We start from the raw sequence: 22,921 nt of genomic DNA on the forward strand, positions 1-22,921 counted from the left end.
TCTGAAGAGTTACAGAAATTTCATGAAAAGTGTGATGAACGTTAAATTTCTCGATCCGCCTCGCATCGTTGTGGGTTAACCCTCAATCGGATCGACATCGAGAACCCATTTTACCCGTCGTGATTCTGGCAGCGTGTTGATCAGCGCCAGTGTCCCGCTGACTACCTGTTGCAGGCGCACGCGCGAAGGATGTTGCAGCAGAATTTGCCAGCGATAACGTCCGCCGCGCTTGGGCGCGAGCGCCGGGACTGGACCGAGGATCCATAGCTTATCGTCGGCCAGCGGACTGGCCTGCAACAAATTGCGCAACTGTTGCAGGAAAACGGGAGCCTGCTGGTTATTGTGGTCCTCCGCACGGATTAACACGTGACTGGTCCACGGCGGCAGTTGCATGGTCTGACGTTCCGCCAGCGCCTGTTGTGCGAAGGCGTCATAACCCTGGTGCAGCAGCGTCTGTAATAAAGGATGTTCCGGGTGGTGGGTTTGCAGGATCACTTCACCCTGTTTCCCGGCACGCCCGGCACGGCCTGATACTTGCGTATAGAGCTGAGCGAAGCGCTCTGCGGAGCGGAAATCCGCCGAGAACAGCGCGCCATCGACGTCCAGCAGCGCCACCAGCGTGACGTCCGGGAAGTGATGCCCCTTCGCCAGCATCTGCGTGCCAATCAGGATGCGTGCGCCGCCGCGATGCACCTCGGCCAGATACTGCTCCAGCGCGCCTTTGCGGCTGGTGGTATCGCGATCGATACGCGAAATCGGCACGCCGTCAAACAGCGGGGTCAGCGCCTGTTCAAGCTGCTCCGTGCCCATTCCTACCGGCACCAGATGTGTCGAGCCGCAGGAGGGACACTGACGCGGGATGGGCCGCTGGCTATCGCAGTGGTGGCAGCGCAGATGGTGCTGCGCCTGATGCAGGGTGTAGTAGTGATCGCAGCGCGGACACTCGGCGATCCATCCGCAGTCGTGGCATAGCAGCGCCGGCGCGAATCCCCGGCGGTTAAGAAACAGGATCACCTGGTTATCGGCCTGAAGATGCTGGCGCATACGGGCGATAAGCGCCGGAGACAGCCCGGCCTGAAGCTGCTGGCCTTTTAAGTCGAGCACATGCTGGCTGGCGGGTCGCGCATTACCGGCGCGGCGCGTTAGCTGAAGCTGGCGATACTTTTTCTGACGCACGTTGTGCAACGTCTCCAGCGCGGGCGTTGCGGAGCCGAGGATAATCGGGATTTGCTCGCTGTGCGCCCGATACACGGCCAGATCGCGCGCGTGGTAGCGCCAGCCCTCCTGCTGTTTATAGGAGCTGTCATGCTCTTCATCAATAACAATGACGCCAAGGTTTTTAAACGGCGTAAACAGCGACGAGCGGGTGCCGATGACAATCGCCGCCTCGCCGTTTTTTGCTTTCAGCCAGGCGGAGAGGCGCTCGCTGTCGTTAAGCGCCGAGTGCAGCACCTCGACCGGGGCATTAAAGCGCTCGCGAAAGCGGGCGATGGTCTGCGGTGTGAGGCCAATCTCCGGCACCATCACCAGCGCCTGCTTGCCCTGGGCCAGCACGTTCTCCAGCACGCTCAGATACACCTCTGTTTTACCGGAGCCAGTAACGCCCGCCAGCAGCCAGGCGGAGAAGCTGTCCGAGGCGCTGTGGATTGCGCCGACGGCGGTAGCCTGCTCGGTATTGAGCCGCAGACGCTCGCCTGTCACCGCGTAACCAGTACGCCAGTCGCTCAGGGCGGGCGCTTCACTGCTCAGTTCGCTCAGCCCTTTGGTCCGCAGCGCCTGCAATGCCGCGTCGTTAAACTCCAGTTCGGCAACCTGATGCCGCCAGATTTTCCCCTGACGCAACGCCGCCAGCGCCTGCTGCTGTTTGGGCGAGCGTTTCAGGCTATTAATATCGACCGCCTGACCCTGCTCAGTGGCAAACCAGTACCATAGCGGCGCGGCGCTGGCGGCTTTCCCCTGGCGCAGGAGAATGGGCAGGGCGTGAAAAAGCACGTCGCCAACGGGATGATGATAATAATCCGCCGCCCAGAGCAGTAAGCGCCAGACGGAGGTCGAAAACACCGGCTCGCTATCCAGCACTTCGACCACCGCTTTTAAGTCGTTAAGCGGCAGTTCACTTTTCTCACTGACCGATACCACAATCCCGATGCGCTCCTGCTGCTTGCCAAACGGCACGCGCACGCGACAGCCCGCCTTCACCGACATCTCTTCCGGTAAGAGATAGTCAAAAGTGCGGGGTAGCGGAACGGGCAGCGCAACGTGAGCAACGGGCATAACATCATCCTGACTTGAAAACTGGCGGGATAGTATACACATTACCAGAGGCGGCGAGCGGATCAGTTTGCATACGCTGGTTAAATTCTGTATGATTCGCCCCCTTTGGTGCGCTAAACGTGTATCAAAAACAACTACCATTAACATCGCGTGGTGTCTGGCGTTAGGGCTGGAAGAGCGACGCGGCCTTAAACTGAGGTTTTCCATGAAACAAGATATTCACCCGAATTATGTAGAAATTACTGCAAACTGCTCTTGCGGTAATGTGATCAAAACCCGCTCTACCGTGGGTCACGATCTGAACCTGGACGTGTGCAGCAAATGCCACCCGTTCTTCACTGGCAAGCAGCGTGACGTTGCTACCGGTGGCCGTGTTGACCGCTTCAACAAGCGTTTCAGCCTGCCGACCAGCAAGTAAGTTTTGCTGTCAGAAAAAAGCGCCGCAAGGCGCTTTTTTTGTCTCTGAATTTCCCTACCGCCGACGATTTTCCCTTTGGTGTATAATAAGTGTTATAAAAAAGTATCATTTTATACAAATGAAACACCGTTCCTCATTTAATGATAAATTGTTTTTATTATTGATCTGCGTCTTTTCGATCTTTCATTTTCTGCCACCAATTTTATTTTGTGGCAAAATCCAAAAGGTTTTTATCAGTGCTCTGCCATAGACTTTCTGGCGTTCCTTAATCTAATTATCAGACCTCAACGTTTCACTGCGGTTTTCACATTGATGAAACTCACAGGTTTATTCTATTGCTGGGATCTCATTTTTGAGAGGGTTTGTCATGAAGTCAAAATATGCCTTATTACTTCTTCCATTATTATCTTGTGCCGCTCATGCGGGTTATGTTGATTACCGCCATGAATATTATGACGACGGGCGTAACTATGACCGTGTTTATATGTCGCACCGTTTTGCAACAGGTTTCGGCGTTGCCGTAGAAGCTATTTCTCGTTCCGATGATGCGCAATCTAACGATGCGTGGAACAATATGGAAAGTAACGGTAACGAGTATACGGCAAGCTACCAGTTTACCTGGCAGGATCTGGTCTGGCAGCCGGGCGTCGCTGTTGAAACTGGCGATAACATCACGATTTATAAGCCATATATCCGCGTTCAGTACAACATCAATGACCACTGGTGGACCGCATTCCGCTATCGTCAGGAGTACGCGCGCAGAAACACTGACGGTAAAGATGACCGTATGGTTTACCGCCCTGAAGCCTGGCTCGGCTATAACGTGGCTGACTGGATGTTTGAGCTGAACGGCATTTATAAAATCGCCGATAGTGAAGATTTATATAATAACAAAAAAGAAGATTATGAACTTAACTTCCGCGTGGCCCATAAATTTGGTTCCTGGGTGCCTTTTGCTGAAATTGGTAACGTCTCTTCAGGCTATAACACTACCACTACAGATGACCGTCAAACCCGTTATCGCGTAGGTATTGGCTATAACTTCTGATCGTTAATGTAATAATGCATAACTATTTATATACGGCTGCTATGCCGTATATATTTCCAATGCTTAAATATCAGGGTATACAGATGAATAAGCGTAAAGTTGGTATTGTAAATTATCTGGCGTACGGCTCGGGCGATTGCCTTGGGGCAGGTACGACAGCACTTACCGCAGCATGGTTGCTTTATTTCTACACCACGTTTTGTGGATTAACGCCGATTGAAGCGACCTTTATTTTCGCGATGGCGAGGATCCTGGATGCCGTCGTCAGTCCATTGATGGGATACCTTACTGACAATTTCGGCGGTACGTGGTTAGGCAAGCGTTTCGGTCGTCGCAAGTTCTTTATTTTACTGGGTATTCCCTGCGTATTTACCTATAGCTTAATGTGGATGGGTCATATGAGCTATTGGTATTATCTGGTCACGTATCTTCTGTTTGATGTGGTTTACACCATGATCCTGGTACCGTATGAAACGCTGGTGCCGGAAATGACCGATGACTTCAAACAAAAAACCAAATTCTCTGGCGCGCGTATCGGTATGGCGCAGCTGTCAGCGATCCTTGCTGCGTTTCTGCCGGGCGTGTTGCTCAATCACTTCGGTAAAGACAATGCCATCTCCTTCTTCTACGCCAGCCTGGTGTTCTCCATCATGTGTGCCGTCGTGCTGACCCTGGTATGGTGCTTCACCTGGGAGCGCGATCGCAGCGAAGAAGAACTGACTGCGCAGGCGCAAAAACTTACCCTCGGGCAAAGCCTGCATCGGTTAGTTATCGAACTGAGTTCCACGTTCCGCATTCGCATTTTCCGTCAGCATCTCGGGATGTACCTGGGCGGCTATATCGCCCAGGATGTCTTTAACGCCGTGTTTACCTACTACGTGGTGTTTGTCTTGATGCAAAGCCCGACGCTGGCCTCGGACCTGATGGGGACGATGGCGATTCTGCAATTTGTTGCGGTGATGGCGATGATCCCGCTGTGTATCCGCTTCGGACAGGCTCCGTCATACCGGGTTGTTGTGACGCTATTCGGTTTGTGCTCGCTCTCTTATGCCGCACTTTATTATAGCGGGATGAGCGACAATTATTCCCTGCTGCTGCTTATCTCCGCGATTGCCGGACTGGGGCGTGGCGGCATCAACTATATTCCGTGGAATATCTATACCTACATTGCCGATGTGGATGAAGTTATTACCGGTCAACGCCGCGAAGGTATTTTCGCCGGTATTATGACGTTGACGCGTAAAGCCTCGCAGGCAGGCGCGGTGATGCTGGTGGGGATCCTGATGCAGATGTCCGGGTTTGTTTCCGGACAGTCCACGCAGTTGCCGGGCGTGAGTCATACTATCTTAATGATCCTCAGCGTCGGCACCGTCTGCGTATTGCTGATTGGCTTCCTGATTTCGCTGAAGTTCCGTCTGAACCTCAAAACGCACAGCGTGCTGCGTGAAGAGACGCTGAAAATGCGCGAGGCGGGTCGCCTGACGCCGGAGGCGATCACCCCGGAAGCGCGCCAGACGGTTGAAATGCTGGCCGGTATGCCTTACGAGAAGCTGTGGGGTAACAATACGATTGGCTATCTTAATCAGCGGAAGGCGTTGCAAGGGCAGAGTGTGTCACACCCATAATATCGTCAGGAAAAGGCAGAGGAGGTCTCTGCCTTAGACGGGTGATAAACGTGATAACGTGGAATAATGCCTGGCGGCGCTTCGCTTGCACAGGCCTACGGATTGCGAATAACCTGTTGATAGGGCTGGTTTTTGTAGGCCGGGTAAGGCGAAGCCGCCACCCGGCAAAACGGCACATACACTAATAAAAAGTCTCTTTATAATTTATATAGTTCATCGGCGCTAAGAACCACTTCGCCGATGTAAACCGGAATGTCTCCACTTATGGATGGGCATTCAACGTCCAGGTTTATCTCTTCTTTGATGTTTATTAATTCGCAACCTTCAAAAACCCCATCACGCTGCCTGACGTTAGTTTCAAAGACGGATTAATATTCACGCCTGCGCTTTCCAGCCCCTTTGCCGTCCATTTATTACAGGTATTATCTGAGCGTCGCCGGGTAAGGTGCTGACGACCGACGTTACCGCCTGCGGAAAGGTAGTGCAGCCGCACAGCAACAAACACATCCCTGTGACAGAAGTTTTCATAAACATTCACCACGAAAAAAGCGGCCATTTCTTATCAACGGTCTCCAGCTGCGGCGCATCAAATACCGCCTGCGGGGAGATCACCGTTTCATCCAGCGGAATAGCCTTTCCGTAGCGCTCTTTGATTTTGGCCTGAACGGCGGGAGAGCTCAGATCGAACTCCTTCATCTTTTGCAGCTTTCCGACCTGCATGTTCAGCGCATGAAAATAGACCTTCCATACAACTTCAGAACAATACTGGCGATCGTCAGACCAGGCGAAAAATAAATCATACGGTTTGCCCAGATAGCCTTTCGCCGTTTGTGCCAGTTTTTTCTGCTGCTGTGCGGACAGCCCACCGTTAACGCGACGAATGACATACTTGCCATCTTCGCCGCGGGCGATAAATTTTTGCAGCGGGGTATAAACGACCGGGCCAATCGCCTCGAACACATACGGCTTTTTATTGCGGATGACGACCATGCCCGTATGGCTATAGTCCGAATGAGTCGCTAACTGGATGGCTTTACTCTGCGAGGAGCGGGAGATCTGAAAAATGATATCGCCCGTCTGCGGCTCATAGGCCAGCGCGGGGTAACAGACAGCCAGCCCGAGGGCCAGAAGATATTTTTTCATACGGTTTCCCTGTAAACGAGCAGGGCGGTTCGACATCCATGAACCGCCGTTAAAGCATCAGTACTCCCACGTCTCCGGGTCGATCCCCAGCTCGCGCATGATCACTTTCGCGTCTTCCGGAATTTCGTCGCTGCGCTCTTTACGCAGATCGGCATCATTCGGTAACGGTTGACCGGTAAAGGCGTGCAGGAACGCTTCGCAGAGCAGTTCACTGTTGGTGGCATGACGCAGGTTATTCACCTGACGACGCGTGCGTTCATCGGTGAGGATTTTTAACACCTTCAGAGGAATGGAAACCGTAATTTTTTTTACTTGCTCACTCTTCTTACCGTGCTCAGCGTATGGGCTGATATATTCGCCGCTCCATTCAGCCATGAGTTACCTTGATCCTCTCACTATTAATAAAGGGCCGAACGTAGGTTCAGGCCGTAATTGCGCGTAGTTTACCTTAGTGAGAACGCTCTGACACGAGGTAAGCATTCTCAGATGTGCGCTAATGCATATAATTTTAACGGCTATTTGCCGTTTGCTCAATCTATACGCAAAGAAGTTTAGATGTCCAGATGTATTGACGTCTATTATAACAATGTTTACTCTGGTGCCTGACTTTTCATCGACTTTGCCAGGATGATTCACTATGACGCGTAAACAGGCCACCATCGCAGTGCGTAGCGGGTTAAATGACGACGAGCAGTACGGCTGCGTTGTTCCCCCGATCCATCTTTCCAGCACCTATAACTTCACCGGTTTTAATGAGCCGCGCGCTCACGACTATTCGCGTCGCGGTAATCCTACCCGCGACGTGGTACAGCGTGCGCTGGCCGAGCTGGAAGGGGGTGCGGGTGCGGTGCTGACCAATACCGGCATGTCGGCCATTCTTCTGGTGACGACAGTATTTCTGAAGCCGGGCGATCTGCTGGTTGCGCCGCATGACTGCTATGGCGGCAGCTATCGTCTGTTCGACAGTCTGGCAAAACGCGGATGCTACCGGGTTCTGTTTGTCGATCAGGGCGATGAAAAGGCGTTGCAGGCGGCGCTGGCTGAAAAACCGAAGCTGGTATTAGTCGAAAGCCCCAGTAATCCATTGTTACGCGTCGTGGATATTGCGAAAATCTGTCAGCTGGCGCGCGACGCTGGCGCGTTGAGCGTGGTGGATAACACCTTCCTGAGTCCGGCGCTGCAAAATCCGCTGGCGCTGGGAGCCGATCTGGTATTGCATTCATGTACTAAATACCTGAACGGTCATTCGGACGTGGTTGCGGGCGTAGTCATCGCCAAAGATCCTGAGCTTGTCACCGAACTGGCATGGTGGGCGAATAATATCGGCGTAACCGGCGGGGCGTTTGACAGCTATCTGCTACTGCGCGGTCTGCGCACGCTCTCGCCACGTATGGAAGTGGCCCAGCGCAACGCGCAGGGGATCGTTGAATACCTGAAAACACAGCCGCTGGTGAAAAAGTTGTATCACCCGTCGCTGCCGGAAAATCAGGGGCATGAGATTGCGGCACGCCAGCAGAAAGGATTCGGGGCGATGCTGAGTTTTGAACTGGATGGCGATGAGCAAACATTGCGTCGCTTCTTAAGCGGGCTGTCACTGTTTACGCTGGCGGAGTCTTTAGGTGGGGTTGAAAGTTTAATCTCCCACGCTGCCACCATGACGCACGCGGGTATGGCACCGGAAGCACGTGCCGCCGCCGGGATCTCCGAGACGCTGTTGCGTATCTCGACCGGTATTGAAGATGGTGAAGATTTAATTGCCGATCTGGAAAATGGCTTCCGGATCGCATCGAAGGGGTAAACATGAGTGTGATAGCGCAGGCAGGGACGAAGGGTCGTCAACTGCATAAATTTGGTGGCAGTAGTCTGGCAGATGTGAAGTGTTATCTGCGTGTCGCGGGCATTATGGCGGAGTATTCGCAGCCCGGCGATATGATGGTCGTCTCTGCGGCAGGCAGCACCACCAACCAGTTGATTAGCTGGCTGAAGCTCAGCCAGACCGATCGCCTCTCTGCGCATCAGGTTCAACAATCGCTGCGTCGTTATCAGAGCGAATTGATTACCGGTCTGTTGCCTGCGGGCATTGCTGACGGATTAATCAGCGCCTTTATTCACGATCTTGAGCGCCTGGCGGGATTGCTGGATAGCGGTATTAACGATGCCGTCTATGCGGAAGTGGTGGGCCACGGTGAAGTTTGGTCAGCGCGTTTAATGTCGGCGGTGCTTAATCAGCAAGGGCTGGAGGCTGCCTGGCTGGACGCGCGTGAGTTCCTGCGTGCCGAACGCGCCGCGCAGCCGCAGGTCGATGAAGGTCTATCCTGGCCGCTGCTGCAAGAGTTACTGATACAGCATCCCAATAAGCGCCTGGTCGTGACTGGATTTATCAGCCGCAACAACGCGGGCGAAACCGTGCTGCTGGGGCGTAATGGTTCTGACTATTCCGCCACGCAAATCGGCGCGCTGGCAGGCGTTTCCCGCGTCACCATCTGGAGTGATGTAGCTGGCGTTTATAGCGCCGACCCGCGCAAAGTCAAAGATGCCTGCCTGCTGCCGCTGCTGCGTCTGGATGAAGCCAGCGAACTGGCGCGTCTGGCGGCCCCGGTTTTGCACACCCGTACCTTGCAGCCGGTGTCCGGCAGCGATATCGATTTACAGTTGCGCTGTAGCTATACGCCGGATCAGGGTTCAACCCGTATTGAGCGCGTGCTGGCATCGGGGACTGGCGCACGTATCGTGACCAGTCATGATGATGTTTGTCTGATTGAATTCCAGGTGCCCGCCAGTCAGGACTTCAAACTGGCGCATAAAGAGATCGACCAGCTGCTGAAGCGTGCGCAGGTGCGTCCGCTGGCGGTGGGGGTGCATAACGATCGCCATCTGTTACAGTTCTGCTATACCTCTGAAGTCGCCGATAGCGCGCTGAAAATTCTCGACGAAGCGGGTCTGCCGGGGGAACTACGCCTGCGTCAGGGGCTGGTGCTGGTAGCAATGGTCGGCGCGGGCGTCAGCCGTAATGCGCTGCATTGCCACCGTTTCTGGCAGCAACTGAAAGGGCAACCGGTCGAGTTTACCTGGCAGTCGGAAGAGGGCATTAGCCTGGTGGCCGTGCTGCGTACCGGCCCGACGGAAAGTCTGATCCAGGGGCTGCACCAGTCCATCTTCCGTGCGGAAAAACGTATCGGTCTGATACTGTTCGGCAAAGGCAATATCGGATCGCGCTGGCTGGAGCTGTTTGCTCGCGAGCAAAGCACGCTCTCGGCGCGCACCGGCTTTGAGTTTGTGCTGGCGGGCGTGGTGGACAGCCGCCGCAGCCTGCTCAACTACGAGGGGCTGGATGCCAGTCGCGCGCTGGCATTCTTTAACGATGAGGCTATTGAGCAGGATGAAGAGTCGCTGTTCCTGTGGATGCGTGCCCACCCGTATGATGATTTAGTGGTGCTTGATGTGACCGCCAGCGAGCAACTGGCCGATCAGTATCTGGATTTTGCCAGCCACGGTTTCCATGTTATTAGTGCCAATAAACTGGCGGGTGCCAGCAGCAGCGATAAATATCGTCAAATCCGTGATGCGTTTGAGAAAACCGGACGCCACTGGCTGTACAACGCCACCGTGGGTGCGGGCTTGCCAATCAACCATACGGTGCGCGATCTGATCGACAGCGGCGATACTATTTTGTCGATCAGCGGAATTTTCTCCGGCACCCTCTCCTGGCTGTTCCTGCAATTTGATGGCACCGTGCCGTTTACCGATCTGGTCGATCAGGCGTGGCAGCAGGGGCTGACAGAGCCAGACCCGCGGGTCGATCTCTCCGGTAAAGACGTCATGCGCAAGCTGGTGATCCTGGCGCGCGAAGCGGGATACAACATCGAACCTGACCAGGTGCGTGTGGAGTCGCTGGTGCCGTCGCATTGCGAAGAGGGGTCGGTCGACCACTTCTTTGAGAACGGCGATGAACTGAATGAGCAGATGGTGCAGCGGCTGGAAGCCGCGCGCGAAATGGGCCTGGTGCTGCGCTACGTGGCCCGTTTCGACGCCAACGGCAAGGCGCGCGTCGGCGTGGAAGCGGTACGTCCGGAACATCCGCTGGCGGCGCTACTGCCGTGCGATAACGTGTTCGCCATCGAAAGCCGCTGGTATCGCGATAACCCGCTGGTGATCCGTGGACCGGGCGCTGGTCGTGATGTGACGGCCGGAGCGATTCAGTCGGATATTAACCGGCTGGCGCAGTTGCTGTAATTTTATCGCCCGGCAGCGCTGCGCCTGCCGGGTTTTCTCCTGCTTCCGTCATTGCATCCTGAATCTTTTTCACCTTCGCTGAGTAATCCTCACGCTTCGCAATCATTTTCCTGTTGACGCCATCCCGCTTTTCCGTCATTTTTACATCTGGACGTCTAAACGGATAGATGTTCGCAACGCCCATAATAATGACACGCGATTGATGAGGTAAGGTATGAGCTTTTTTCACGCCAACCAGCGGGAAGCGCTGAATCAGAGCCTGGCGGAAGTCCAGGGTCGGATTAATGTTTCGTTTGAATTTTTCCCGCCGCGCACCAGTGAAATGGAGCAAACCCTGTGGGCCTCTATCGATCGCCTGAGCAGCCTGAAACCCAAGTTTGTTTCCGTAACTTACGGAGCCAACTCGGGTGAGCGCGACCGCACGCACAGCATTATCAAAGATATCAAAGAGCGTACCGGGCTGGTTGCTGCACCGCACCTGACCTGTATTGACGCCTCGCGTAATGAACTGCGCGCGATCGCGCAGGATTACTGGAATAACGGTATCCGCCAGATTGTCGCGCTCCGTGGCGATCTACCGCCGGATGGCGGCAGGCCGGAGATGTATGCTGCCGATCTGGTGGGGCTGCTGAAAGAGGTTGCGGATTTCGATATCTCCGTGGCTGCCTATCCGGAAGTTCATCCGGAAGCGAAAAGCGCCCAGGCTGATCTGCTCAACCTGAAGCGTAAAATCGATGCCGGGGCCAACCGCGCGATCACTCAGTTCTTTTTCGATGTTGAGAGCTACCTGCGCTTTCGCGATCGCTGCGTGTCGACCGGGATTGACGTGGAGATCGTGCCCGGCATTCTGCCGGTGTCGAACTTTAAGCAGGCGAAAAAATTTGCCGATATGACCAACGTGCGTATCCCGGCATGGATGTCGCAAATGTTTAACGGTTTGGATAACGACGCCGAAACCCGCAAGCTGGTCGGTGCCAATATTGCGATGGATATGGTGAAAATTTTAAGCCGTGAAGGCGTTAAGGATTTCCACTTCTATACCCTGAACCGCGCGGAGATGAGTTACGCCATCTGTCATACGCTGGGCGTGCGGCCAGCGGAGTAAAGAAGACCGGGCAGTTTGCACCGCCCGGTTAAGGTTAGTGCGCTTTATTTGCCATGATTTCAATAATCTGCCGGTCGGTTTGCTGCATTGACTGACAGGCCAGCGCACACAGGTTGGCGATGGATTGCTCAACGTCGTGCGCCACAATCCCTTCATTCCCGGTGACGGCGGTGTTGTCCAGCGCCATCAGTACCGCTTTCCATGCCGCCGACGCGCTGGTAGAAACCTTCATCGCACAGCTATTCGACGCACCGTCGCAGATCATACCGCTGACATCACCAATCATATTGCTGATAGCCATGGCGATAGTCTCGTAACGCCCGTCCACCAGCCATGCCATACCTGCCGCTGCGCCCATGGAGGCCGTCGTGGCAGCGCACAGCGCTGATAACGTTGGTAACTGGTGATGAATATAAATCGCGCTCAGGTGCGAGAGCATCAGCGCGCGCGCCAGTTTTTCCTCGTCGGCATTGAAGTATTCCGCCACCACCATGACCGGCAGAGTGGCGGCGATCCCCTGATTGCCGGAGCCGGAGTTACTCATCGCGGGTAGCGTTGCGCCTCCCATCCGCGCATCGGAGGCGGCGCTGGTACGGATCACAATCGCGGTGGAGAGATCGTTAGCCAGTAATCCCTTAGCGCACTGTTTTTCCAGCGTCGCGCCGATATGCAGCCCCCACTGACCGTTTAATCCCTCCTGTGACAATGCGCCGTTTAAACGGGCAGCCTCAAGGATAAAGAGGATATGCTTCAGAGGGACAAGATTCGCAAAGCGCAAAATGTCTGCCAGCGAGGCACCGGAAAGTGCGGCAAGCGGCGAGTCTGTTAACGCCTGCTGCGAGTGCTCGTCCAGGCTAAACAGCCGCCCGTTCTGGTTTTCAATAGCGACGATGCGGGTATGGCCGCCGATAATCGTCGTGCTGGTCCATGTCTCACCGCACCAGACCCTGACGCGAGAGTAAAGAATATCGTCGCAAGGTTCCTGAATCATCACGCGCACTTTCCCTGCCGCTAATAGCGCTTTGGCATCGGCCACGGCCTCAGGCGGCGCGGCTTTCAGGACTTCCAGTCCTGCGTCGGCATCGCCCCCCAGCGCTCCCAGCGCAGCGGCAATGGGCAGGCCGACCATGCCCGTTCCCGGAACGGTCACACCCATGCCGTTTTTCATCAGGTTTGGCGACACCCAGGCCTCAATGCGCTCTGGTTTACCCTCCAGATTTGCCGCAGAGACCGCCGCCGCCAGCGCCAGTGAAATGGGTTCGGTACAGCCGAGCGCGGGCTTCACTTCTTCACGCACCGCCTCGATAAAACTGTCCCATAGTGGATTCATTGTAGACTCAAACATAGCCATAACCTTTTACAAACACCTCAGGAAAATGCGAGGAATGGGGAAACGCACAGCAGCAGGCCCGTCACAATAATAATGACCAGCGAGACGCCTTTATATTTATGCAGGGCTGGAACCTGGTAGACCAGCCACGCCGGGATTAAACAACCCACCAGACCGAATATCGGGCTACAAATTGAGGTAAAGCTCAGGACCGGAGCATTAAGCACGATGGCGCTCCACGCCAGCAAAATAGCGAAAAGCATAATGCCGCGCTGCACCCATTGTTCGTTGATGCGGTCCGCCGGATATTTGCGGCGCAGCAGGTTCATGACGATCCCCTGCGTGGCTTCGCGGAAACCCAGATAGACGCCAAAAAAAGCGGTCATCACGGCGAAAATGTTCAGGATCACGCTGACGATTTTTACCCAGCCTGCGCCCGCGCCGCTAATAAATTGCGCGGCAATCGCCAGCGCAGAAATATTTTGCGCCTGGGCTTTTACCGCTTCCTCGTGGCCCATCGCCAGCGTAAACGAAACGGCATAGAAGAAGACGGTCACGAAGAGAATGCCGAAAGCGATATTCATTGCCCGCAACGCTTTATAGCGCGCCACTTCAATGGATTTTTCCCGCGAACGGTAGGAGATGACCATCGGGCTTAACGTCTGAATAAACAGAATCGAGGTCAGCGTAAAGGGCAGCGTGATAATGGCATTTTTGATTAACAGCCCCAGCGGCGGAAGTGCGCCAACATTATACAGATGCCACATACCGACCATCGCAATGCCAAGCGCTGCGACCACCAGCAGTTTTGTGAGCACCATGCCGGTTGAAATTTTAAACAGTAACTTTTCACCGCGCGATGAAATGGCGACCAGAATACAAATTAGCACCAGACCATAAAACGGGTTTTCGGAGAGCAGCGTGTCCGTCACGCCAAAGGTATGCAAATAGGAGGCGCTGTCGTTAGTGATGGCAGTGGAATAAACAAACATCCAGATCACCAGCATGACAAAATAGAGCGCACCTAATAAAACCCCCCAGTTCTTACCCAGATAACCGCTAATAACGCTTGGGTAATCTTTACACTCCGGCGATTCTGCAAGGGTGTTAATAAAGAGACGCTGAAAAAGGTACATCGCCGGGTAGCCGATAATTGAGGACAGCAGAAATACCCATAATCCCATTAGTCCGACCTGGACGGGTAAAAAGACAATCCCCGCGCCAATGGCCATCCCGATACTCATAATGACCCACCCGGTATCGGTGCTGTCGAATTTCGTTGCTTCGCGCCATTCGCTCTCGGTCATATCAGCTCGCCGACGAGGAGTGGATGTCTCCACAACTATGCTGTTTTTATTAACGGTTTCCATAATTTTTTTTCGCTCAAGTAGGATAGAGATAATTATTTTTTTACCGCGAAAATAGCGAGCGATGCGCGGCAGGGTATTAGCAGGCGCTTTTCTTATAATGAGGGAATCATACGCGGGCAAAGGGAGAAAGTTTTCACCAATCTCAGGAGTAAAACGCTTATTTTTGGAAAATTAAGCTCTAAAGGAATTAATTTTAAGGAAAGTATTCTATCACTTGTGTATGTGAGAGGCAGATCACACTTCTTAAAAATAGCCAGACCCTCTTGCCAGAAGGTCTGTGTTAGCCATTACAACGTCAATTTCCGGACCACGGAGCATCTGCTGTGCAACATCCGGTGGCTGGGCGACAGCTTCACAGCCAGTCAGCGAAGGTGGCTGATATCGTGGTATATGGCTCTGAAAAAAGGCCATCCTGAACAGGATGGCCCGCTGAAAAATTACTGGTTGCCGGTTAGCGTGCCAAAAGGGAGCGAATCGTAGTCAATCAGGGCCTTCTTCTTATAGGGATTACCAATCCAGCGCGTTCGCGTTGCTTCGACAAATTGCGGGCTGACAATCGAGCGCGTTGGATCGTATCCGGTGTAGCGTAATCCCGCTAAATCTGACCAGGTATGGATAAGCTCAGAACTGCTGTACTTGCGATTCACGTCGCCGGAGACATCGCGCGGATGCGCCGCCTGCCATTTTTCTGACGTCCACAGCAGGAAAGGGATCGTGTACATATGGCGCGTCGGCGCTTCTTCGTTGCGCCCCTGCGTATGATGCGGCGGCGTGTCGTACACTTCTTCCCCATGATCGGAGAAATAGAGCAGGAAACCGTTAGGATCGGTCGCCTTATAATCCTTAATCAGGCTGGCAACAACATGGTCGTTATAGCGGTTGGCGTTGTCATAGTCGTTATACGCTTCCCGCTCTTCAGCGCTTAACCCGGCGGGCAGGTCATCGGTTTTGCCGTCGAATACGCCTTCGTTCTCCGGATAACGGTATTTGTACTTAATATGCGTTCCCAGCAAATGCACGATGATGAATTTCTTCGGCGCGGGATCGGCCATCACTTCTTTAAACGGTGCCAGCACGTTGGTGTCATACTCGCGGGCGCTCTGCATCCGCTCCTGATTCATATAGAACTGGTTATCGGTCTGCTTCGAGAATACCGTCAGCATGGTGTTACGCGCGGTCAACGTCTGCTGGTTGGTGATCCAGAATGTTTTATAGCCCGCCTGCTTCATCATGTTCATCAGTGACGGCTGCGTCAGATACAGATCGGGATGCTTCTCGTCGGCGAAGGTCAGCGCCTGTTGCAGGATCTCAATGGTGTAGGGGCGCGAGGTCACCACATTATTGAATACGGTAAGTTGCTTATCGGTTTTGTGCAGCGCATCCAGCTCCGGCGTGGTTTCACGTGGGTAGCCATACAGGCTCATGCGGCCGCGCTGAGTGGATTCGCCGATCACCAGCACCAGCGTGCGCGGCATGTCGCCCGAACTGTCCTGCAAATTTTTCAGCGGGGCGAGGGCGCTGTTTTTATCCAGCAGACGGTTCAGGCTATCCAGCTGTCGACGGTACTGATAATAGCCGGTGACAAATTGCCACGGCGCGGCAGGCTCCAGACGCGTCGAGAGCGAGGCGACCGATCGCTCGAATGACTTATCTTTCATCAGCATATTGCTGGCGACAGGATTCAGGATCAGCCCGTAGAGCAGGGCGAAAGAGACCACCCAGCGCCACGGCTTAGGGATATAGATCGGGCGCAGGCGTGACCACAGCAGGATAGTCACCGCCGTATAGGCAACGGCCACCAGAACCAGCTTCAGGCTGAAATACTGACTTACGTATTCGCTGGCTTCACTGGCGTTAGTTTCGAACATCACAAACAGGACGCTTTGCGAAAACTCCTGCCCGTAAATCACGTAGTAACTCAGCACCGCGATGGACGAGGCCCACAGCACAACGCCGATAACGGCGGCAATAATGCGGGTGCGTTGCGGAAACAGAAAAAGCGGAACGAGCCACAGTGAACTGAACAGTAACGAGTCGCGCAGACCGTTAGTGCCGCTAAAACCGCTGAAGGTGATAACGGCCTGAAGCGCCGTGGAGAAAAAACAAAAGTAGAGTAAAGCCCAGCCGAGGGCTTTCCAGCTGAACGCGTGTTCAGACTGAGGTTGTGCGGAAGACATACGTTAGACCCGTAAAAAATTTTACCGGCAAGCGTAGCGGTCGAACATTAAGCCAACCTTAAATTTTGTATGGCAAAGGTGGAAGTTAACATCAGGGGAAGGGAAAGGGAAAACACCTCTTGCACCTGGCGGGCGCAAGAGGTGTGGAGTTGATTAACCTGTATTACGCATACCGGCGGCCACGCCCGCGATGGTGACCATCAGCGCCTGTTCAACGCGAGGGTCCGGCTCTTTGCCTTCTTCCTCAGCCCGGCGCGAACGGTGCAGCAGCTCGGCTTGCAGGACGTTCAGGGGATCGGTATAGACGTTACGCAACTGGATAGACTCAGCAATCCACGGCAGATCCGCCATCAGATGCGAGTCGTTGGCGATAGCCAGCACCACTTTGATGTCATCTTCCAGCAGTTCACGCAACTCGACGCCCAGCGGCCAGAGTTCCTTTTTCACCAGGCGCTGATCGTAGTATTCCGCCAGCCACAGGTCGGCTTTGGAATAGACCATTTCCAGCATCCCCAGACGGGTCGAGAAGAACGGCCAGTCGCGACACATCGCTTCCAGTTCGCTCTGCTTGCCGTCTTCCACCACTTTTTGCAGCGCCGCGCCGGCACCCAGCCAGGCAGGGAGCATCAGGCGGTTCTGCGTCCAGGCGAAGATCCACGGAATAGCGCGCAGTGATTCCACGCCGCCGGTCGGACGACGTTTTGCCGGGCGCGAACCGAGCGGCAGTTTACCCAGCTCCTGCTCCGGCGTTGCGGAGCGGAAGTAAGGCACGAAATCTTCATTTTCACGGACAAAGCCGCGATACATATCGCAGGAGATGTCAGAAAGCTCATCCATGATATGACGCCATGCCTCTTTTGGCTCCGGTGGTGGCAGCAGGTTGGCTTCCAGAATCGCCCCGGTGTAGAGCGACAGGCTGCTGATGGTGATCTCCGGCAGGCCGTATTTAAAGCGGATCATCTCGCCCTGCTCGGTCACGCGCAGACCGCCTTTCAGGCTGCCCGGCGGTTGTGAGAGCAGTGCCGCGTGGGCCGGTGCACCGCCGCGACCAATCGAGCCGCCGCGACCGTGGAACAGGGTCAGCTCAATACCGGCTTTTTCACAGGTCTTGATAAGCGCATCCTGCGCCTGATACTGCGCCCAGGAGGCGGCCATAACGCCCGCATCTTTTGCCGAGTCAGAGTAGCCGATCATGACCATCTGCTTGCCCTGAATAAAGCCGCGATACCAGTCGATATTGAGTAACTGGCTCATGACATCGTTGGCGTTATTCAGGTCGTCCAGCGTTTCAAACAGCGGCGCGACCGGCAGCGCGAAGCCGATACCCGCTTCTTTCAGCAGCAGATGAACGGCCAGGACGTCGGACGGCGTTTTCGCCATCGAGATAACGTAGGCAGCGACGGAGCCGTACGGGGCTTCAGCGATCACCTTGCAGGTGTCGAGCACTTCGCGGGTCTCTTCGCTCGGTTCCCACTGGCGCGGCAGCAGCGGGCGTTTAGAGTTCAGCTCGCGGATCAGGAACGCCTGTTTATCCGATTCCGACCAGCTTTCGTAGTCGCCAATGCCGAGATAGCGGGTCAGTTCGCCCAGCGCTTCGGTATGACGGGTGCTCTCCTGACGAATATCAATACGCACCAGCGGGACGCCGAAACACTTCACGCGTCGCAGCGTGTCGAGCAGTTCACCATTGGCGATAATGCCAAGCCCACAGGCCTGAAGCGATTGATAGCAGGCGTAGAGCGGCTCCCATAGTTGTTCATTCTGCGTCAGCAGCCCGGTCGGTTTTGGCAGACGCTGGCCTTTAAGACGTGCTTCCAGCCAGGTTTGTGTCGCCATCAACTGACCGCGCAAGTTTTTCAGCAGGTAGCGATAAGGCTCCTGCGCACCCGCTTCGCCGACCCGCTCGCGCAGTTCATCGCTGCACTCGACCATCGACAGTTCGGAGATCAAGAGCTGAATATCTTTCAGGAACAGGTCGGTGGCTTTCCAGCGGCTCAGCAACAGAACGTGGCGAGAAATATCAGCGGTAACGTTCGGGTTGCCGTCGCGATCGCCGCCCATCCAGGAGGTGAAGCGTACCGGGACAAAATCCACGGGCAGTTTGTAGCCCAGATGTTCTTCCAGCTGTTCGTTCAGCTCGCGCAGGTAGTTCGGTACGCCTTCCCACAGGCTGTTTTCAACGACCGCAAAACCCCATTTTGCTTCATCGACCGGGCTCGGGCGATGCTTACGAATTTCATCGGTATGCCACGACTGGGCGATCAGCTGGCGCAGGCGGCGCATCAGCTGGTTACGTTCGTAATCCACCAGATCGTTGTTATCAAGCTGCTTAAGGCAGGCGTTCACCTCGCCCATCTTGTGAATCAGCGTGCGGCGGGTGATTTCCGTCGGGTGCGCGGTCAGTACCAGCTCCAGCGACAGGGACTCGACGGCTTTTTTGATGATCGTTTCGTTCAGTTCGGGCTGGTTTTTCAGTTTCTTCAGGGTACGGGCAATAATTTCCGGATTGCTGGCACCTTCGCCTTTCGGCGAGATGCTGTGGTACTGCTCGGCGGTGTTTGCCAGGTTCAAAAACTGGCTGAAGGCGCGGGCTACCGGCAGCAGCTCGTCATTCGACAGGTTTTGCAGGGTAGTGAGCAACTCCTGACGGTTAGCCTCATTACCGGCGCGGGAGGATTTAGACAGCTTACGGATGGTCTCTACGCGGTCGAGAATGTTCTCTCCCAGCGCATCTTTAATAGTCTCTCCCAGCAGCTTGCCGAGCATACTGACATTACTACGCAATGCGGAATATTGTTCGTTCATGTTACCCAGACACCCCATTCATTTTATTTTGTTATACCCAATTCTCTGCAACAGGAAGCATCGGGTATATGACATCGTCTTTTATAAAGCCACGTAAAACCCCTGACGTCAATTGCTGCGAAATCGCTTCAGCAAACGAATAAATCGCCGCAATTTACGAAAGTTAACTCACTGGCGAACAGATAAGTTGCGCTTATATAAATCGCCTGATTTTCTTCCTTTTTTGCCGGGATCAGTGCCAGCAAAAGTGATGCACCACCTGAGTAATCAACTCGCGGGTGGGCTTGATAAAGCGGGTTTCCAGATACTCATCCGGCTGATGGGCCTGATTGATTGAGCCCGGACCCAGCACCAGCGTCGGACACAGCGTCTGAATGAACGGCGCTTCGGTACAGTAGTTCACCACCTCGGTCTGTGCGCCGAGTAGCTTCTCGACGACCTGCACCAGTTGGTGATCCGGCGGGCATTCATAGCCGGGGATCGGCGGATGCAGTTCCGCCACGTTCAGGCGGCCCGGCCAGCGCTCGCTGACGGGGGCCAGCGCTTCATGCAGCAGGCCGTTCAAATCGTCGAGGGTCATGCCCGGTAGCGGACGGATATCCATATGCAGTTCGCAGCAGGCACAGATACGGTTAGAGGCATCGCCGCCGTGGATAGCGCCCAGATTCAGCGTCGGATACGGAACGGTAAACGCCTCATAGTGATAGCGCTCTTTCAGGTCGTCGCGCAGTTGCATAATTTGCCCGATGGCATCATGCATCAGCTCAATGGCATTGACGCCGCGCGCCGGATCGCTGGAGTGGCCGGACTGCCCGAGCACGCGGATCGCATTGGAAATATGCCCTTTATGCGCGCGTACTGGCTGCAATGAGGTCGGCTCGCCGATGATGGCGCAGTCCGGGCGCAGGGCGGTGCTTTCAGAGAAGTAGCGCGCGCCGGCCATGCTGGTCTCTTCATCAGCGGTCGCCAGAATATAGAGCGGCTTTTTCAGTTGCGTCACGTCTACATCGCGCAGGGCATCAAGGATAAAAGCAAAGAAGCCTTTCATATCCGCCGTGCCGAGGCCGTAGAGCTTGCCTTCATGCTCGGTCAGGGTGAAGGGATCGCGCGTCCAGCGGCCATCGTCAAAAGGCACCGTGTCGGTATGTCCGGCGAGTAATAGCCCGCCTGCGCCGTGCCCAATGCTGGCCAGCATATTGAATTTGTTGCGCGTATCCGGCACCGGCTGCACTTCAACGTTAAATCCCAAATCGCCAAACCAGCCTGCCAGCAGATTGATTAAAGACGCATTACTCTGATCAAGCGCTTCTTCCGTCGCGCTGATGGACGGTGTGGCAATCAGGGCGCGGTAAATCTCGATAAATGGTGGTAAGTTCTTTTTCATTGTTGACACGCCTCGGGTCATGATAGTATCAATATTCATGCAATATTTATGAATAAAAATACATTATCGTTGAGCGTAAGAAAACCCACCGGCTGTAAGGTGATGTTAATACGCTGAACAGGGTTAGGGAGATTCCGGTCTTCCAGGCAAACAGACGAGAAGGTGAACCGCCCCGATGTTAAATACGCTGATTGTGGGTGCCAGTGGTTATGCTGGCGCAGAACTCGTGACCTATGTAAATCGCCATCCTGATATGACCATAACCGCTTTGACCGTCTCAGCGCAAAGCAATGATGCAGGAAAGTTAATCTCCGATTTGCATCCACAACTTAAAGGCATCGTCGATCTGCCCCTGCAGCCGATGTCCGATATCAGCGAGTTTAGCGCAGGTGTGGACGTAGTGTTTCTCGCCACCGCCCACCAGGTCAGCCACGATCTCGCCCCGCAGTTTCTGGCGGCAGGCTGCGTGGTGTTCGATCTTTCCGGTGCGTTCCGGGTCAACGACCTGGCGTTTTATGAAAAGTATTATGGCTTCACGCATCAGTATCCTGAACTGCTTGAGCAGGCGGTCTACGGGCTGGCGGAATGGAATACCGATCGCTTAAAAGACGCTAACCTGATTGCCGTGCCGGGCTGCTATCCGACGGCGGCGCAGCTGTCGCTGAAACCGCTGATTGCCGCCGATCTGCTGGATCTTACCCAGTGGCCGGTCATCAACGCCACCAGCGGCGTGAGCGGAGCAGGGCGTAAGGCGGCACTCTCCAACAGCTTTTGCGAAGTCAGTCTGCAACCATATGGCATCTTTAATCATCGCCATCATCCGGAAATCAGCACCCATCTCGGTACGGATGTGATCTTTACGCCGCACCTGGGGAGCTTTCCACGCGGCATTCTGGAAACCATTACCTGCCGCCTGAAGCCTGGCGTAACGCAGCCGCAGGTGGCCGGGGCTTTCCAGCAAGTGTATGGTGATAAACCGCTGGTTCGCCTGTATGAGAAAGGCGTGCCAGCGCTGAAAAACGTGGTGGGTCTGCCGTTCTGTGATATCGGCTTTGCGGTCCAGGGCGAACATCTGATCGTCGTGGCGGCGGAAGATAATCTGCTGAAAGGCGCGGCGGCGCAGGCGATGCAGTGCGCAAATATTCGTTTCGGCTTTGCTGAAACTCAGTCTCTTATTTAAGGGTGCGGTTATGAATCCATTAATTATTAAACTTGGTGGCGTACTGCTGGATAGCGAAGAGGCGCTGGAACGTCTGTTTACTGCGCTGGTGAACTATCGTGAGTCGCATCAACGTCCGCTGATTATCGTGCACGGCGGCGGCTGCGTGGTGGATGAGCTAATGAAGCAGCTCAACCTGCCGGTGCAAAAGAAAAACGGCCTGCGCGTAACGCCTGCCGACCAAATCGACATTATCACCGGCGCGCTGGCGGGGACGGCCAATAAAACGCTGCTGGCGTGGGCGAAGAAACATCAGATTGCCTCGGTAGGTCTGTTCCTGGGCGACGGCGACAGCGTTAAGGTCACGCAGCTTGATGACGCGCTGGGGCATGTCGGGCTGGCGCAGCCGGGTTCACCGAAACTCATTAACACGCTGCTGGAGAGCGGTTTCCTGCCGGTAGTGAGTTCCATCGGCGTCACCGAAGAAGGGCAGTTGATGAACGTCAATGCCGATCAGGCCGCTACCGCGCTGGCGGCAACGCTGGGGGCCGATCTGATCCTGCTCTCTGACGTGAGCGGCATTCTCGACGGCAAAGGGCAGCGCATTGCGGAGATGACCGCCGCGAAAGCGGAGCAGCTCATTGCGCAGGGAATTATTACTGACGGCATGATCGTGAAAGTGAATGCGGCGCTGGATGCAGCGCGTACGCTGGGTCGTCCGGTGGATATCGCCTCCTGGCGGCATGCTGAGCAGTTGCCAGCACTGTTTAACGGCACGTCGATCGGTACACGTATTACGGCGTAACCCGATAGCGGCTGCGCCTTATCCGGATAAGCGCAGCGCCATTCG

17 protein-coding genes and 1 pseudogene are annotated in these 22,921 nt (G+C 54.8%); 8 read left to right on the forward strand and 10 right to left on the reverse strand.

The window, feature by feature from the left end; all coding sequences use genetic code 11:
- Positions 1 to 75 precede the first annotated feature (75 nt).
- A complete protein-coding gene (priA, locus tag INT84_RS22740) occupies positions 76 to 2,274 on the reverse strand; it encodes a primosomal protein N' (RefSeq protein WP_194208581.1) in 2,199 nt (732 codons plus the stop codon).
- Positions 2,275 to 2,479: 205 nt separating this feature from the next.
- Between priA and rpmE the strand changes: the two genes are divergently transcribed.
- From rpmE to INT84_RS22755, 3 genes are all read left to right on the forward strand, one after another.
- Positions 2,480 to 2,692, forward strand: a complete 213-nt coding sequence (gene rpmE / locus INT84_RS22745) for a 50S ribosomal protein L31 (protein ID WP_176919650.1) — start codon at positions 2,480 to 2,482, stop codon at positions 2,690 to 2,692.
- 367 nt (positions 2,693 to 3,059) lie between these two features.
- Positions 3,060 to 3,740 (forward strand): oligogalacturonate-specific porin KdgM family protein, encoded by a 681-nt coding sequence (locus tag INT84_RS22750; protein ID WP_176919651.1) that lies wholly within the window; start codon positions 3,060 to 3,062, stop codon positions 3,738 to 3,740.
- Positions 3,741 to 3,823: 83 nt separating this feature from the next.
- Positions 3,824 to 5,365 (forward strand): MFS transporter, encoded by a 1,542-nt coding sequence (locus INT84_RS22755; RefSeq protein WP_194208582.1) that lies wholly within the window; start codon positions 3,824 to 3,826, stop codon positions 5,363 to 5,365.
- A 310-nt stretch (positions 5,366 to 5,675) separates the two neighbouring features.
- Here the strand turns inward: INT84_RS22755 and INT84_RS22760 are convergent.
- From INT84_RS22760 to metJ, 3 genes and pseudogenes are all read right to left on the reverse strand, one after another.
- Positions 5,676 to 5,789: pseudogene (locus INT84_RS22760) on the reverse strand (TIGR02117 family protein); the annotation flags it as partial.
- A 110-nt stretch (positions 5,790 to 5,899) separates the two neighbouring features.
- Positions 5,900 to 6,508: a YiiX family permuted papain-like enzyme gene (locus INT84_RS22765; RefSeq protein WP_194208583.1), complete on the reverse strand. Its 609-nt coding sequence runs from the start codon at positions 6,506 to 6,508 to the stop codon at positions 5,900 to 5,902.
- Positions 6,509 to 6,565: 57 nt separating this feature from the next.
- Complete coding sequence (gene metJ, locus INT84_RS22770; RefSeq protein WP_049839584.1) at positions 6,566 to 6,883, reverse strand: met regulon transcriptional regulator MetJ; 318 nt, start codon at positions 6,881 to 6,883, stop codon at positions 6,566 to 6,568.
- Positions 6,884 to 7,145: 262 nt separating this feature from the next.
- Here metJ and metB point away from each other — a divergent pair, with 262 nt between their 5' ends.
- Positions 7,146 to 8,306, forward strand: a complete 1,161-nt coding sequence (gene metB / locus INT84_RS22775) for a cystathionine gamma-synthase (RefSeq protein ID WP_194208584.1) — start codon at positions 7,146 to 7,148, stop codon at positions 8,304 to 8,306.
- 2 nt (positions 8,307 to 8,308) lie between these two features.
- The gene (gene metL, locus INT84_RS22780; RefSeq protein WP_194208585.1) at positions 8,309 to 10,741 is read left to right on the forward strand and encodes a bifunctional aspartate kinase/homoserine dehydrogenase II; all 2,433 of its coding nucleotides are present in this window, start codon (positions 8,309 to 8,311) and stop codon (positions 10,739 to 10,741) included.
- Here the strand turns inward: metL and INT84_RS22785 are convergent.
- Positions 10,716 to 10,970 carry a hypothetical protein gene (locus INT84_RS22785; protein ID WP_194208586.1) on the reverse strand — a complete coding sequence of 85 codons (255 nt, stop codon included), beginning with the start codon at positions 10,968 to 10,970 and terminating at the stop codon, positions 10,716 to 10,718. The two genes, metL and INT84_RS22785, sit on opposite strands and share 26 nt — an antisense overlap.
- Between INT84_RS22785 and metF the strand changes: the two genes are divergently transcribed.
- A complete protein-coding gene (gene metF / locus INT84_RS22790) occupies positions 10,956 to 11,846 on the forward strand; it encodes a methylenetetrahydrofolate reductase (protein ID WP_194208587.1) in 891 nt (296 codons plus the stop codon). The two genes, INT84_RS22785 and metF, sit on opposite strands and share 15 nt — an antisense overlap.
- A gap of 34 nt (positions 11,847 to 11,880) precedes the next feature.
- Here metF and INT84_RS22795 read toward each other — a convergent pair whose 3' ends face one another.
- The 5 genes from INT84_RS22795 to argE all read right to left on the reverse strand — a co-directional run bounded on the left by INT84_RS22795 (position 11,881) and on the right by argE (position 20,912).
- Positions 11,881 to 13,191 carry a serine dehydratase subunit alpha family protein gene (locus INT84_RS22795; RefSeq protein WP_194208588.1) on the reverse strand — a complete coding sequence of 437 codons (1,311 nt, stop codon included), beginning with the start codon at positions 13,189 to 13,191 and terminating at the stop codon, positions 11,881 to 11,883.
- Positions 13,192 to 13,214: 23 nt separating this feature from the next.
- Positions 13,215 to 14,546, reverse strand: coding sequence for an amino acid permease (locus INT84_RS22800; protein WP_194208589.1), 1,332 nt, complete (start codon positions 14,544 to 14,546; stop codon positions 13,215 to 13,217).
- A 437-nt stretch (positions 14,547 to 14,983) separates the two neighbouring features.
- Positions 14,984 to 16,723 (reverse strand): phosphoethanolamine transferase CptA, encoded by a 1,740-nt coding sequence (locus INT84_RS22805; RefSeq protein WP_194208590.1) that lies wholly within the window; start codon positions 16,721 to 16,723, stop codon positions 14,984 to 14,986.
- Positions 16,724 to 16,876: 153 nt separating this feature from the next.
- Positions 16,877 to 19,528, reverse strand: coding sequence for a phosphoenolpyruvate carboxylase (gene ppc, locus INT84_RS22810; protein ID WP_176919664.1), 2,652 nt, complete (start codon positions 19,526 to 19,528; stop codon positions 16,877 to 16,879).
- Positions 19,529 to 19,760: 232 nt separating this feature from the next.
- A complete protein-coding gene (gene argE, locus INT84_RS22815; protein ID WP_194208591.1) occupies positions 19,761 to 20,912 on the reverse strand; it encodes an acetylornithine deacetylase in 1,152 nt (383 codons plus the stop codon).
- A gap of 175 nt (positions 20,913 to 21,087) precedes the next feature.
- Here argE and argC point away from each other — a divergent pair, with 175 nt between their 5' ends.
- Positions 21,088 to 22,092 (forward strand): N-acetyl-gamma-glutamyl-phosphate reductase, encoded by a 1,005-nt coding sequence (argC, locus tag INT84_RS22820; RefSeq protein ID WP_194208592.1) that lies wholly within the window; start codon positions 21,088 to 21,090, stop codon positions 22,090 to 22,092.
- Positions 22,093 to 22,102: 10 nt separating this feature from the next.
- Positions 22,103 to 22,876, forward strand: coding sequence for an acetylglutamate kinase (argB, locus tag INT84_RS22825; RefSeq protein WP_194208593.1), 774 nt, complete (start codon positions 22,103 to 22,105; stop codon positions 22,874 to 22,876).
- Positions 22,877 to 22,921: the final 45 nt, after the last annotated feature.

This window comes from Superficieibacter sp. 1612_C1 (assembly GCF_015234305.1).
Classification (GTDB): Bacteria; Pseudomonadota; Gammaproteobacteria; order Enterobacterales; family Enterobacteriaceae; genus Superficieibacter.